A 14265-nucleotide genomic window follows, 5' to 3' on the forward strand; every position below is an offset into this window, starting at 1 on the left:
ATGACCGCATGACGGCCTGAGTGCGGCGGCACTGCCCGACGGGCCGGTCCGCACGCGCTTCCCGGCGACGGTCTGCGCGGGGTCGCCGGTGCTCATGAGCCCCGGCCGCTCCTCGCTCATCGCACTGACGTCCGGGGCGCGCTGCCCCGAATCCCAGGTTCACCGGCTCGACCTTGCCCAGAGCCGCGGCCACGGCGGGCCAGGTCCCGGTCGGGGCGGTGGCGTTGGAGCCTTGGCTGCTCGAACTGCCCTGGTACAGCCGGACCTTGCGGCCATGGGGCGGCGCGGTCCGGATGGGGGCGCCACGCGAGTTACCGGCGAAAGCAGCTCTACAGGGCGTACTCGGCCCAGATGGTCTTGCCTGCTGCGGTCTGGCGGGTGCCCCAGCGCTGGGCGAACTGGGCGACCAGGAACAGGCCGCGCCCGCCCTCGTCGAAGGTGCGCGCCCGGCGCAGGTGCGGGGAGGTGGTGCTGCCGTCGGAGACCTCGCAGATGAGGGAGTGGTAGTGGATCAGCCGCAGCATGATGGGCTTGCATGCGTACCGGATGGCGTTGGTGACCAGTTCGCTGACGACCAGCTCTGTGGTGAAGACAGCCTCGTCCAGCCCCCATGCGGCCAGCTGGGCGGCTGCTTGCCCGCGGGCCTCGGCGACGACAGCGGGGTCGGAGGGCAGTTCCCAGGTGGCCACCCGGTCGGCGTCGAGCGCATGGGTGCGGGCGACCAGCAGTGCGACATCGTCGGCGGAGCGATCGGGGCTCATGCTGTGCAGCACGTTGTCGCAGATGGTCTCCAGCGGCCCGGCAGACGCCGCCAGGGCTTCGCGCAGCTTCTGGAGGCCGAGATCGACGTCCCGGTCGCAGGATTTGATCAAGCCGTCGGTGAACAGGACGAGCAGACTTCCTTCCGGCAGTTCCAGCTCGAGGGTCTCGAACGGCAGACCGCCCAGGCCCAGCGGAGGACCGGCGGGCACGTCGAGGAAGCCGACGGAGCCGTCCGGGGTGACCACGGCCGGCTGCAGATGACCGGCCCGGGCGATGCTGCAGCGGCGTGAGATCGGGTCGTACACCGCGTACAGACACGTAGCGCCGAGCTCGCTGGAGACGTCGTCGCCCTCGTCGGGTGCATCGTCCGCGGACTGGCTGATGACCAGGTCGTCCAGCTGGGTGAGGAGTTCGTCGGGAGAAAGGTCGACGTCGGCAAGCGTACGGACTGCGGTGCGCAACCCCGCCATCGATGCGGAGGCACGGATACCGTGACCCACGACGTCCCCGACGACCAGGGCGACTCGGGCGCCGGACAAGGGAATGACGTCGAACCAGTCACCGCCCACGTCGACCCGGGAGTCCGCGGGCAGGTAGCGGCTGGCGGCCTCCACCGCCGCGTGGGTGGGCAGTCGGTGCGGCAGCAGACTCCGCTGGAGGCAGACGGCCCTCGCGCGCTCATGTGTGTAACGGCGTGCGTTGTCCACGCAGACCGCCGCTCGGGCCACCAGTTCCCCCGCGAGCACCAGATCGTCCTCGGCAAAGGGATCCGGACGGTCCCGGCGTGCCAGGACGGCCACCCCGAGGGGGTGCCCGCGGGCGCGCAGGGGCACAGCCATCACCGAGTCGATGACGCAGTCGCGGGTCTGCCCGACCGGGGGCGGGAACTGCGCGACCCAATGATCGAAGCCGGCATTCCCCGGTCTCAGCAGGACAGGAGCGCCGGAGGCCAGACAGCGCCCCAGGGGAGAGTCGTCCGGATGAGCCTTCGCCTGCCCCGGCCTCACGGGGGATGCGACAGCATCATCCAGGACGGTCTTGCACGCGATGCGTCGCAGCACCAGGCTCCCGGGAGCCAGGCTGGAGACCAGTTCCTCACTACGAGACACCGATTCCAGAAGGTCGATACAAGCGACGTCGGCGAACCGCGGGACGGTCACCTCGGCCAGCTCCCGAGCGGTCTGCTCCACACTCAGCGTGGTCCCGATCCGAGCGCCCGCCTCGTCCAAAAGGGCAAGCCTCTCCCGCGCCTGATGCTCGGGGGTAATGTCGAGCGCACAGAGCCACGCGCCCCGGGCACGGCCGGATGCCTCCTTGAGCGGGTAGACGTGGAGGGCCCACGCACGGGGGCTGGGGTCGCCCGGCGGCTGCACAAACGACTCCATGTGGGTGGGCTTCCCGGTCTGCAAAGCCCGGAAGATCATGTCTTCGTGCTCCGCGTAGGGTGAGCCCGGGGCGATCTCCGTCAGACGCAGCCCGCGTGCCTCGTCCTCGCTGGTGCCCATCTGTCTGGCGGATGCATCATTCATCCTCAGCAGCCGGCCGTCCGCGTCGAAGATCGCGGCGGAGAACCCCGACTGTTTGAACGCCCACTCCGTGAGCACTTCCTCCTCGCGCGGGTAACGCTCAACCCCCGGGGCCGCCACCAGGGACCATCGTGGGGCTCCGTCGTCCTCAGCCGTGGCAACAGCCACCAGTTCCACAGTGACACTCTCGCCGTTGCGGTGGCGCAGCTCGATCGCGCCGCTCCACGGCGAGCGCGTGGCAACGGCTTGCCTGACCTGGTCGGACAACGGCCCGAGGATCAGGTCGGTTGCAGAACGCCCCACGGCTTCGGAGGAGGAGTAGCCGAGCAGCCGCTCGGCGCCGGCACTCCACTCGAGGAGAACGCCGTCGCCGTCGAGCACGGCCGTACTCAGACGGGCCGACGCCGGCTCCCGATCCGCCCCGGACCCAGCCGATGCAGCGCCGTACCCGTCCATGGCCGCTCGTTCCTTCTCAGGCACCCCTGCCAGCACTTATGAATTCATCTGGTGATGGTAAGAGACATCCTAATATTTCCCGTTTTGTTGCGGTTGGTTCAGCTTTCTGTTGTACCCCGGAGCCACTCAGGAGGCATCGCCGACTCACCGCCGTACGTCTACCAGTCGCAGCGTGGCCGTAGCCTCGGTCAGTCCCGGGACGGTGCCAGGTCGAACGCGTCCGCCAGCATGTCGATCTGGGCGCTCAGCAGCGTGGCCCCGTCGTGGCCCATGTCGGTGAACTGCCCGGAGACCTCCAGGCCGACGGTTCCGTGCACCTGGGCCCAAACGAGTACGGCCCCGGCCAGCGCGATCCCTTCGGCGCCCGCGGAAACCTCGGTACGCGCCCATTCGGCGACCGCCGCATCCTCGGCGGCCCACGTCGTCATGCGGTCGACCAGCGGGCGCACAGCCGTGGACGGATCGGCCGCCGCGAAGCAGCGCAGGAACGGACCGAGTACCGCCCGGGCGCTGTCCAGCGTGTCGGGCGGTGCGGTGTAACCGGACACGGGCGTGCCTTCGAGGAGCAGATAACGGTGCGGCTCTGCGACCGCCCAGGCGCGGATCCCCGCCGCGAGCGTCTGGAGCCGTGCGCGCGGCTCCGTGTCCGCCGGCAGCGTCTGCGCAGCCGCCGCGACGACGGCCCCCAGATCGGCGTACGCGTCGCGGATCAGATCGGTCAGCAGCGCGTCGCGGCTGTCGAAATAGCGGTAGAGCGCAGGGCCCGACAGCCCGACCTCCTTGGCGATCCGGGCCAGGGCGACGGCCGCCGCACCGCCCTCGGCGAGCTGCCGGAGCGCGATCTGCTTGATCTCCGCGCGTGTCTGCTCCCGGTAACGGTCCCTTGGGGTCAGTGAACTCCTGGCCACGGCGATTCCTCACGTTAGACGTCCTCGGAGTGCGACACATCTTAACGAGTGCCCGTGGGTCACGCTGTTGCTAGGGTAAGTCACTAGAGTTAGAGCCATTAGCTGACGCGACTGGCTATCAGCGGCCTGCTTCGTGACGACCGACTCGAAACCGGAGGAACTCCCATGTCCGCGACCATCGAAAACTCCACCGCGCCCCTGCACATCGTCCTCGGAGCGGGTCCGGCCGGGACCACCCTCGCCGCCGAACTGGTCCGCCGGGGTCACCCCGTTCGCCTTGTGGACCGCAAGGGCGAGGGACCGGCCCTGCAGGGAGTCCAGAGGTATGCCGCCGACGTGAGCACAACCGAGGGCGCCCGGGACGCCGTGGCCGGTGCGGCGGTCGTGTACCACTGCGTCAACGTCGGCTACCACCTCCAGGTCGAGGTGATGCCGCGGATCCAGGAGGCAGTGCTGGGCGCCGTCACCGCGTCCGGGGCGCGGCTGGTCGTGCTCGACACGCTGTACCCGTACGGCGAGACCGGGGGAGCGGTGATGACCGAGGACTCCCCGTGGCGGGCGACCAGCCGGAAGGGTCGGATGCGCGCCGAGCTGGACGAGAAGTACCTTGCCGCGCACCAGGAGGGCCGGGCCCGGGTCGCCCTCGGCCGTTCGGCCGACTTCGTCGGGCCCGGCGTGCTCAACTCCACCCTGGGCGGGGCGGTCTTCCCGGGTGCGCTGACCGGCGGGGAGGTGCTCGGTCTGGGTGACATAGACCTGCCGCACAGCTACACCAACATCGGTGACGTGGCCGCGGGCCTGGCCACCCTCGGTGAGCAGCCGGACGCCGGTGGCCGTGTCTGGCATCTGCCCACCGCGCCCGCGGTGAGCACGCGGGAGATCCACTCCATGATCGAGAAGCGGGTGGGGAAGCCGCTGAACGTGGTCGTTCTGGCCGAGGCTCGCCCGTTCGGGCCGTTCGACGAGCAGTTCATGGCCGAGTACGCGGAGATGTTCTACCAGCACACGGAGCCGCAGATCATGGACTCCTCCGCCTTCGAGACGGCTTTCGACGCGACCCCGGTGCCGCTCGACGAGACGATCGAGACCACCCTGGCCTGGTACGGGAAGCTGCTCGCGAGCCAGTGACGGCCGTTGCCGCACGAGTCGGCCGCGGGGTGCCGCGCCGTCGTCCATCACGGCCATGCCACACGCGCCGCGGGCCGGTCGAACCACCGAAACGGCTCACACCGCCGGTCGGCCGGTCGATCGGCCCCGCGGCGTCGCCGTCCGCGCGCAGTAGAGGCGTGGAGTGCCTTCGCCGTCCCGCAGGTTGGCCGCCCCCTTGCCGTCCGGCGATCAGCCCGGCCGTTGGGACGTGCCCGTCAGGCCCTTGACCGGTACCGCTTCGACGGGGGATGGGTCTGCGTGGTGAAGTGTGGGCCTCTGATGACTACGGCAGCAGGGAGCGTCTCCTCCGATGCCCACACAGCCCATACGCCCTGAGTGCAGCGGTTCCGGGACCGCCGCGGCCATGGATGTCTCGCCGTTCAAGCCTTCTCTCGTCAAAGCGGTGTTCAGGGACGTGACCTCGATGTACGTCTCGCGGTCGGCCGCATGGGCCGCCGCGTCGGTGACGCGGACAGTGCTGACGGAGATCATCGACGGCGCGAGGAGAGCGGCGGCGGAGGTGGCCCGGAAGAAGCTGATTCCCGGTGACCTGATCTCGGCGATCGACCGGAACGTCGAGCTCGAGGTGGGGAACAAGTGGTACGACCACAGCCCGACGTTTCGAGGCCTGACCGGTGTCCTGTACGACGCCGAGGGTGTCATCGTGCCTTCTCGTCAGCGCGGCAGGTCGGCCAAACCGAGTGCTGTGGTCGGCGCCCACAGGTTCGAGGCCGGGGTCAAGAAGCTGCTGCGGAGCCAGGGGGTGACGGCCGTCCCGGCGATGGTCCGCGACCTGGACGGAATCGCGAGCGTGTTCCTGACGGACCTCGCCCGGGACGCCGCCATGGTCGTCCGCGAGGGCGGGGTCAAACGCTCCAGTACGGTCACCCTGATGATGTCGGGTGAACCGGCATCATCCCCGTACCTCAAGGAATCCCTCCCGGCCCTGTCCACCCGCAGGGGCGACGCGCGGACCGTTGGCAAGGACGACGTCCTGGCCGCCACCACGATTCAGTTGTTCGGCGGCAACCTCAGGCAGCGAGCCCTCACCGAAGCACGCAAGGCGACACGGAACACTTGGGCCGGCTGAGCGGATGCGACCAACTGGCCGAGCGCGTGCACCCGGGCGTGAACCGAGAACCTCGGGTCACTTCAGCCGGGCGCCGACCGTGGCCAGCAGCTCGTCGGAGAACCCCGCGTCCGCCACCGCCCGGGCCATCGGAACCGACCCGATCAGCGCACTGGGCATGAGCACGGCCTCGGCCCGGGCGTCCTGGGTGCCGCCGTCCAGGCCCGCGATCAGATCCAGGTAGGTGCGCACCTGCTTTTCGTACGCCTCTTTGAAGGGCTGATTCGCCGCGTCCCGCCGCGGCGCTGAGGGAGACGAGCGCGCAACCGGTGACCGGCGTGTCCCTGTGCGCTTTCGTCAGGTAGGCGTCGATGAGGCCGGCCCGCGGATCCTGATCGTTTCGGCGCGCGGAGCGTGCCATCTTGACCGTGTCCTCCGCCAGTGCCGCGGTGACGGCCTCGGTGATCAGTTCGTCGCGCGAGGTGAAGTGCTTGTAGAAGCCGCCATGCGTCATTCCGGCCTCGCGCATGAGGTCCGCGACGTGGGGACGGCTGACGCCGTTGGTGCGAACCCTGCGTGACGCGATCCGCAGGATCCGTTCACGGCTCGCCGCCTTGCCCGCCTTCGAGTGGCCCATGTCTGCCCTCCCTTTCCTGGGGCGGCGCGAGTGGGGTAATCGCGCATGTGGATGACGGGAATCATACGCATCGTTGCATGGAGAGCACCTTCCTTCCTCTCTCGGTTGACTTCCAGGATGACGGACGTAATCTAGATTCTAGATGCTGATAGTCATCCACATTGGAGTTGAACCCTTGTCCCAGACCTACGACCCCCGGCGCACGGCCGTCCTGCTGGTCGACCCCTACAACGACTTCCTCTCCGACGGCGGCAAGATCTGGCCCCGCCTGAAGCCCGTGGCGCAAGAGGTCGGGCTGCTGGAGCATCTGCGCTCCGTGATCGCCTCCGCCCGCGAGACCGGCGTACAGGTGATGTTCGTTCCGCACCGCCGCTGGGAGCAGGGGGACTACGAGACGTGGGACCACCCCAACCCCACGCAGCGCGCCATCATGGAGCGCCACAGCTTCGCCCGCGGCACCTGGGGCGGGGAGTTCCACCCCGACTTCCGGCCGCGGCCCGGCGAGGTCGTCGTCCAGGAGCACTGGGCCCAGAGCGGCTTCGCCAACACCGACCTGGACTTCCAGCTCAAGCAGCACGGCATCACCCACGTCGTGCTCGTCGGCCTGCTGGCCAACACCTGCATCGAATCCACCGGCCGTTACGCCATGGAACTCGGCTACCACGTGACCCTGGTCCGCGACGCGACCGCCGCGTTCGTGCCCGAGATGATGCACGCCGCGCACGAGCTGAACGGCCCCACCTACGCCCACGCCATCACCACCACCGGCGAGCTGACCGCCGCATTCAAGGGAGCGCACGCATGACACTGACCGGACAGCTGCTGATCGGCGGGGCCGGCGTGGCCGCCACCGTGGGGACGATGAAGGCACTCAACCCCGCCACCGGAGAACTCGTCGAGCCGGAGTTCGCACTCGGCGGCGCGGCCGAGGTCGACCGCGCGGTCCGCCTGGCCGACGCGGCCTTCGACAGCTACAGCCACACCACCCTGGCCGAACGCGCCGCGTTCCTGGACCTGATCGCGGACAGGCTCGAGGCGGTCAAGGAAGAGCTCGCCGCCCGCACCGCGCTGGAGACCGGCCTGCCCGCCGTCCAGCTCCAGGGCGAGGCCGAGCGGACCGCCGGGGTGTTCCGCAAGTTCGCCACCGTCGTCCGCCAGGGCCGTTTCCTGCAGACCGCGATCGACACCGCGCTGCCGGACCGGCAGCCCACCCCGCGCATGGACCACCGGCTGCAGAAGGTGGCCCTCGGGCCCGTGGTGATCTTCGGTGCCAGCAACTTCCCCATCTCCTACTCCGTCGCGGGCAACGACACCGCCTCCGCGCTGGCGGCCGGCTGCCCCGTCGTTCTCAAGGCCCACAACGCACACCCCGGAGCCTCCGAGATCCAGGGCCGCGTCATCCAGCAGGCCGTCGCCGAGGCGGGTCTGCACGAAGGTGTCTTCTCCCTCGTCCGCGGCGCCGGGAACGAGATCGGTGAGGCACTGGTGGACCACCCCCTGGTCCGCGCCGTCACCTTCACCGGCTCCGAGGGCGGCGGCATGGCCCTGTACCGCCGGGCCCAGCAGCGGCCCGACCCCATCCCCGTGTTCACCGAGATGACCAGTGTCAACCCGACGTTTGTGCTGCCTGGCGCGCTGGCGGCCCGCGGCGCGGAAATCGGCGTCGGCCTGGTTCAGCGGGCCATGTACAACGTCGGGCAGGCCTGCCTCAAGCCCGCCGTCCTCCTGGCCGTCGATGGCCCCGGCCTGCGGGAGCTGCGTGAGGCGGCGACGGCCGAGGTGGAGAAGGTGGCCGCGCGGACCATGCTCACCCCCGGCATCCGCGACGCCTACACCCGCAATGCGCAGCGCATCGCGAACAGCGGCGGCGACCTGATCGGCGCGGGAGAGGTCCCGGCCGCAGCCTGCGACGGACAGTCCCTGCTGTTCGAGGTCACCGGCGAGCAGCTGCTGGCGGAGCCCGCCCTGCGCGAGGAGGTCTTCGGCCCGGCGATCCTGCTGGTCAGGGTGGACGGGACGGATCAACTGCTCGAAGCGGCCCGCGCCTTCCGCGGACAGCTGTCGGCCACGATCCACGCCGAGGCCGCCGACCGAGCGGCCGCCGAACAGCTCCTGCCCCTCCTGGAGCGGCGCACCGGACGCATCGTGTTCAACGCCTTCTCGATCCCGCAGGAGGTCTCCTACGCCTCCACCCACGGCGGTCCCTTCCCGGCGACCTCCGACAGCCGCTTCACCTCGGTGGGGATGGGCGCCATCGAGCGGTTCCTGCGTCCGGTCACCTACCAGAACTTCCCCGACGAGCTTTTGCCGCAGCCGCTGCGCGAGGCGAACCCGCTGCAGCTGTGGCGGCTCGTCGACGGCGAACTCACCCGGCAATGAACCACCGCCCCGCATCCCGTTCGTCATCCCAACGAGGCCCGTTCGCACCATGAAAGAAAGTGAGACCGCTTCCATGACCACCCCGCACCAGGCTGCCGCGGCACACGAGCAGGAGGCCCGCGAGGAGGTGCGCAGACGGCTGCTCGGCGCGTGGGAACTCGTGTCGTACACCGCCAGGAGCGCCGACGCCGAGGTCATCGAGCCCCTCGGTCCCGCCCCGTACGGCCTGATCGTCTACACCCCCGGCGGACACATGTCTGCCCAGCTGGGCCGGGGCAACCGCCGGCCCCTTGCAGCGGCACGCCTGGAGGACGCGGCCACCGACGAACTGGCCCGGGCAGCGGCCGGCTACGTCGCCTACGGCGGGCCGTTCCAGGTCGTCGATCCCACCACCGTGGAGCACCACGTCACGACCAGCCTCTTCCCCAACTGGATCGGACGCTCCCAGGTGCGCAAGGTCAGCTTCGCCGGGTCGTTCCTACGACTCGCCCTCACCGCCCCGACCCGGCTGTGGGGCGCGGAACGCACCGCCGAACTGACCTGGAGCAGGCTGGGCTGAACGCCGGCCCGATCCCGCCCGGCGTATGCGCCCCCGCCGGTGCCGCAGGTGTCCCGAAAGCGGCGCCCCGCGGACCGGACCAGCGCCCTGCGGCCCCGCCGCGACACCCCCCGCACAACGGCATCGTCCCTGCCCAGGCCCGCGTCCCTCAGCGCCGTTCCGCCGCGCCGCCGGAGCGCACCCCTGTCCGACGTGCGCGGCCGTTCAGCGCATCTGAGCCCATCCGTACAGGCGGACATACGACGGTGAGGGGCAAGCGCTGCGGTTGAGTGCTACAGGTCGGTCGTCGGCTTGGGCGATGGGGGGCCGCAGGCTCTTGTTAGGTATTTAGCTAAGGTGCTAAATATGGACCATGGCTGAAGCGCAGGACGAGGCAGGAGTCTTCCGGGCCCTCGCCGACCCGACCAGACGTCAGATTCTCGAGGTTCTCAGGGGCGGTGAGCTGGCCGCAGGGGAGATCGCAGGGAGGTTCCCGATCAGCGCGCCCTCCGTCTCCCGGCATCTGGGTGTGCTCAAGGGAGCCGGTCTCATCACCGAGCGCCGGGAGGGCAACCGGATCCTGTACGCGTTGGCCGAGGAGCGGCTGGCGGTCAGCGTCGGCCGGTTCCTCAGCGCCGTCTGCCCCGAACAGATCGTGCTGCGTCACACCAAGTGGCGCCCCGGCACGCAGAGCGAGGAATCATGAAGCAGCCGCGGTTGTCCAGCGTCGTGGAACGACGGCTTCTGGTGAACTACCGGGTCTCCCCGGACGCCGCGGCACGCCTGCTGCCGAAGCCGCTGCGCCCGCAGGTGGTGCGCGGCTACGCGGTCGCGGGTATCTGCCTGCTTCGCCTGGGACAGGTTCGGCCGGTCTGGACACCCAAGGCGTTCGGGCTGCGGAGCGAGAACGCGGCGCATCGGATCGCCGTCGAATGGGACGGGCCGGACGGCGTGGAGACCGGCGTGTACATCCCACGGCGCGACACCGACTCCAGGCTCAATGTCTGGGCGGGGGGCCGTCTCTTCCCCGGTGAGCACGGCCGCGCGGATTTCGAGGTGCACGAGACGCCCCGCCAGGTGCGGGTCGCCGTGGCGGCCTGGAGTGGCGACACTCGGGTGGATGTCACCGTCGACCTGGCCGAGGAGCTGCGAGGCAGCGAGCTCTTCGCCGATCTTGCGGAGGCTTCCCGCTTCTTCCGGGACGGGGCGAAGGGCTTCTCGGCCACCAGATCCGGCTGTCACCTGGACGGTATGGAACTTCGTACCGGCGCCTGGCACGTGGAAGCCGGCCGGGTTCGCTCCGCCGCCTCGTCCTTCTTCGACGACCCCGACCGCTTCCCGCCGGGCAGCGCGACCCTGGACTGTGCTCTGGTCATGCGGAACGTCCCCGCCGGCTGGCGGCCACTGCCGGCCATGGCCACGTACCGGGACGCTGCGGCCGCCGGCTGAAGCACACAGCCGCAAGCGCAGGCAGGCTGATGGGCTCACGCATGGCAGCCGTGTCCCGGCACCCGTGGCGGCCCCAGCCTTGGCACGGGCTCGTTGAGGTGCGCGCCCCACGCCCATGGCGGACGGCCACCGCATGGTGTTCCAGGGCCGCAGTCCCTGGTGGTCATGTGGTGGCCGTCGCGCTTTCGGACCGGGTGCCGGTTACGGCCGTTCGGCCGGAGCCTCAGAAGGTCAGGCTCCAGCGCTGGAGGTGACCCGGGTCCAGGTCGTAGAAGCCCGGGGTGCCGTCGGTGACGCGCAGCTTCCAGGTGCCGACCCTCGTGACCGCGGAGGCGTCGACCGTGTAGCTCTCGTGCAGCTCGGGTGTGAGCACCCAGGGTCCCCAGGGCTTGACGGGAATGACGGTGCCGTCGGGAGCGATCAGGTCGATCACCATGGCATTGCTGAACTCGTGGTCGAGATCGACCGTGACCTTGAGGTCACGTGGTGCGTTGCCCGGCTTTCCGCGGACGATCAGCGGGGACTCGACCTCGCCCCACTTGGGGATCACATAGGTGGTGGGGTTCACGAAGAAGTGCCCGCCGGATTCCAGAGCGGTCCAGGTGAAGGAGAACTTCCGGGTGTCCCCGGCGGCATCCGTGATGACGATGACCGAGCTGTAGTCGCCGGCCTTGTCGGGCGTGCCGGTGACCAGACCGGTGGTGCGGTTGATCGACAGGCCCCGGGGCAGCCCCTTGGCCGAGTAGGTCAGCGTGCCGGGGCGGCTGCTGGACGCGGTGATCTGACGGCTGACCGGCTGGCCGACCGCGACCGGCTCGGTCGGCAGCGGCTGTGCGGTGATGTGGTTGATGTACCGGGATCCGACGTTGACGGCTGCCCAGGCGTTGGCGACGGACTCGTACGCGTCGCTCTGGCTGCCGTAGAGGTCGGCGGCGGCCTGCAGCGTCGCGGTCCGGGCGCCCGCGTAGTCGGTGGTGCTGGTCATGTAGACGGTGAGCGCGCGGTACATGACGTCGGCGGCGTTGGTCAGCCCGACGCCCGCCACCGGCAGTCCGTCGTACGTGGGGCTGTCGTAGTCCACCCCGTTGATGGTCTTGCGTCCGCTGCCCTCGGCGAGCAGGTAGAAGAAGTGGTCCCCCACGCCCGCCACCATGTGCGGTTCCTGCGACTTCGCCTGCGGCGTCCAGTAGTCCAGGGGCGCGTAGCCGACGGCGCTGATGCCGGCCTTGGAGGGACGGTCCATGTAGCGGATGGGCTTGCCGTCACCGTGCAGGTCGTCCAGCTCGGCCATCGTGTAGTCGGGCACGTCGTTGGGGTTGTCGGCGTAGAACTCGACGGCGGCGGCCATCATGTCGCTGATCGCCTCGTTGAGCCCCGGCGATTCGCCGTAGGTGCCCAGTCCGGCGGTGGAGGAAGTGACTCCGTGCGTCATCTCGTGCGCGGCGATGTCCAGGGACGTCACCGGGTGCTGTCCGTCCGCGCCGTCGCCGTAGCTCATGCAGAAGCAGCCGTCCTGCCAGTTGGCGTTGGCGAGAGGCACGCCTTGCACGGATTCGTAGTGGACCCTGGAGCTGCTGCCGCGGCCGTCGTCGGCTATGCCGTTGCGGCCGAAGTTGTCCTTGTAGAAGTCCCACGTCGTCTGCGCGCCGTATGCCGCGTCCACCGCCGCGGTCTGGGGGTTCGCCGCGGTCCCGTCGCCCCACACGTCGTCATCGTCGGTGAGCAGGACGCCGTTGGAGTTGACCGTGGAGTCGAGTGTGCGGTGACCGCCGTGCTGTGGGTCAATGAGGGCGTAGGTGCCGTCGTCCTGGCGGGTGGAGCCGATCGTGACCTGCCCGCTGTAGAGGCTGTTGCCCTGGGCGGACTCCACGTGTTCGGCGTTGTTCAGTACGGCGTCGCTGGCGGCGTCGGTCACGATGTGGCGTTCGCTGGGGGAGCCGTCCTGCTGTACGCCGGTGACGACCGTCTCCCAGGCCAGCTTCGGCTTGTCGCCCATCATCCAGACGACCTGGCGCGGGCCCGCGTGCGAGCTCGCCTTGCGGGTGCCCTTGGCCGTGGCCCTGCCCAGAGCGGACTTCTTCGCAGCGGCGGCCGACACCTTGGGCGTGGTTGTCGAAAGGGTCAGCTTGTTCCTGGACGCGTAGGTGACGGTGCGGGACCCGTGCCGCTGGTGGACCACCAGGTCACCGCCGATCACGGGTAGTCCGGCGTAGGTCCGCTCGTACCGGGTGTGCAGCGTTCCGTCGGCGTCCTGGATCACGTCCTTCGGGACCAGCTTCTCCCGAGGGCCGAGCTTCAGCGAACGGGCGGTGTCCGGCGCCGCGTTGGTCGCCTTGTCGAGCAGCCGCCGACGCTGCACGGGCGACAGGCGAGCGCTGCGGGCCCCGGGTCTCGCCGTTGCCTTGACCTCAGGCAGTGCTCCTGCCCTGGGGGTGTTCCCGGACGTGTCGGACGTGGAGGCGGCGCCGGCCGAGGCGGGCAGCGCGGAGAACGCGAGTGCCGCGGCAGTGATCACCACGGTCACGGCCAGGCGCCGCCGGGACCGGCGCGAACCCTGCGGGGACGCAGCCCTGTTACTGGGGGAGTTCAATCGGGGTCCTTCCGTTCGGCCGTCTGCCGATGTCCACGGCCGCTGGAGCATGGAGGCCGCGGAACACGGCCTCGTGGTGGAACGTCAGATGCGCGGCGCACCAGCGCGCCCGCGACTCGTAACTGACCTTCTCTGCCACACGTGCACCATGACAAGGAGAAGTCGCAGGGGAGTACTCGCAGTTGCGCAGGTGCGAAACCGACGCCCCCGACTCCAGGACGATTTGGTTGGCCAGCAGGCGGTGATCGGCGCCCGGGCCGTGTCCGACTGCGCGCCGTCAGGCGCCCCGCGCTCCTCGTCTCGTCCCTCCGCTACCAGTCAAGAGCGCCATCTGCGGCCGGTACCGTCCTCAGGCGGAGAGTGGCCGGCCTACCAGGTCCGGAAGTGAGGGTTTGTTGTCCGACGAAGCGGGGCCGGCAGGCCGGTGAGTGCGGTGCAATGGGGACCGGGAGCCGGCCGCTATCTCCAAGGGGCCGGCCGGCTCCCTTCAGGTCAGAGGCAAGCAGGGCAGCGCTCAGAGGCCCGTCAGGGCAGATTCCGCGCTTGCCGGACACGCCGGAGCGGGCCGAGCCCCCGGCCACTGGTGCCCGACCGCGTACGGCATGGCCGGTGCAAGGCCGGGACTGCCGGGTGGCGTACAGCATGGCGCGGACGCGTTCGCGGGCCGTGTACGGCATGGCCAGGCCGTGCTTGCCGGGACGTGTGGGGCATGGCGGGTGCAGGGCCGTGCCGGCTGGGCCGCTCCGGCCCGCTTTCCGCGAGGGGCCGCCGTGCCGGGCGGGGCGATTTCGTGGCGCTGATC

The 14265-nt window shown here is 69.9% G+C and carries 11 protein-coding genes and 1 pseudogene; 7 read left to right on the top strand and 5 right to left on the bottom strand.

Annotated elements, in window-relative coordinates; translation table 11 throughout:
* Nucleotides 1-329: 329 nt before the first annotated feature.
* Together ACLU3S_RS30525 and ACLU3S_RS30530 are read right to left on the bottom strand one after the other, a co-directional pair.
* A complete protein-coding gene (locus ACLU3S_RS30525; protein WP_413955210.1) occupies nt 330-2669 on the bottom strand; it encodes a SpoIIE family protein phosphatase in 2340 nt (779 codons plus the stop codon).
* Between the two features lie 263 nt (nt 2670-2932).
* Nucleotides 2933-3652 carry a TetR/AcrR family transcriptional regulator gene (locus ACLU3S_RS30530; RefSeq protein ID WP_413955211.1) on the bottom strand — a complete coding sequence of 240 codons (720 nt, stop codon included), beginning with the start codon at nt 3650-3652 and terminating at the stop codon, nt 2933-2935.
* A gap of 165 nt (nt 3653-3817) precedes the next feature.
* Between ACLU3S_RS30530 and ACLU3S_RS30535 the strand changes: the two genes are divergently transcribed.
* Entirely contained in the window at nt 3818-4780 is a 963-nt protein-coding gene (locus tag ACLU3S_RS30535; protein WP_413955212.1) for an NAD-dependent epimerase/dehydratase family protein, read from the top strand.
* 331 nt (nt 4781-5111) lie between these two features.
* Nucleotides 5112-5891 (top strand): hypothetical protein, encoded by a 780-nt coding sequence (locus ACLU3S_RS30540; RefSeq protein WP_413955213.1) that lies wholly within the window; start codon nt 5112-5114, stop codon nt 5889-5891.
* Nucleotides 5892-5948: 57 nt separating this feature from the next.
* On the opposite strand, the gene ACLU3S_RS30545 is transcribed toward ACLU3S_RS30540, so the two are convergent.
* Entirely contained in the window at nt 5949-6122 is a 174-nt protein-coding gene (locus ACLU3S_RS30545) for a hypothetical protein (RefSeq protein ID WP_413955220.1), read from the bottom strand.
* 217 nt (nt 6123-6339) lie between these two features.
* Nucleotides 6340-6507 (bottom strand): annotated as a pseudogene (locus ACLU3S_RS30550) (TetR/AcrR family transcriptional regulator); the annotation flags it as partial.
* A gap of 175 nt (nt 6508-6682) precedes the next feature.
* Between ACLU3S_RS30550 and ACLU3S_RS30555 the strand changes: the two are divergent.
* From ACLU3S_RS30555 to ACLU3S_RS30575, 5 genes are all read left to right on the top strand, one after another.
* Nucleotides 6683-7312, top strand: a complete 630-nt coding sequence (locus ACLU3S_RS30555) for an isochorismatase family cysteine hydrolase (protein ID WP_413955214.1) — start codon at nt 6683-6685, stop codon at nt 7310-7312.
* Nucleotides 7309-8886 carry an aldehyde dehydrogenase (NADP(+)) gene (locus ACLU3S_RS30560; protein ID WP_413955215.1) on the top strand — a complete coding sequence of 526 codons (1578 nt, stop codon included), beginning with the start codon at nt 7309-7311 and terminating at the stop codon, nt 8884-8886. The genes ACLU3S_RS30555 and ACLU3S_RS30560 overlap by 4 nt, the downstream gene beginning before the upstream one ends.
* Before the next feature lie 73 nt (nt 8887-8959).
* The gene (locus tag ACLU3S_RS30565; RefSeq protein ID WP_413955216.1) at nt 8960-9445 is read left to right on the top strand and encodes a lipocalin-like domain-containing protein; all 486 of its coding nucleotides are present in this window, start codon (nt 8960-8962) and stop codon (nt 9443-9445) included.
* A 352-nt stretch (nt 9446-9797) separates the two neighbouring features.
* A complete protein-coding gene (locus tag ACLU3S_RS30570) occupies nt 9798-10130 on the top strand; it encodes a metalloregulator ArsR/SmtB family transcription factor (protein WP_413955217.1) in 333 nt (110 codons plus the stop codon).
* Nucleotides 10127-10873 (top strand): DUF2071 domain-containing protein, encoded by a 747-nt coding sequence (locus ACLU3S_RS30575; RefSeq protein ID WP_413955218.1) that lies wholly within the window; start codon nt 10127-10129, stop codon nt 10871-10873. The genes ACLU3S_RS30570 and ACLU3S_RS30575 overlap by 4 nt, the downstream gene beginning before the upstream one ends.
* A gap of 223 nt (nt 10874-11096) precedes the next feature.
* On the opposite strand, the gene ACLU3S_RS30580 is transcribed toward ACLU3S_RS30575, so the two are convergent.
* Entirely contained in the window at nt 11097-13391 is a 2295-nt protein-coding gene (locus ACLU3S_RS30580; protein ID WP_413955219.1) for a M4 family metallopeptidase, read from the bottom strand.
* Nucleotides 13392-14265 lie beyond the last annotated feature (874 nt).

The sequence above is a fragment of the Streptomyces sp. AF1A genome (assembly GCF_047340315.1).
Taxonomy (GTDB): domain Bacteria; phylum Actinomycetota; class Actinomycetes; order Streptomycetales; family Streptomycetaceae; genus Streptomyces.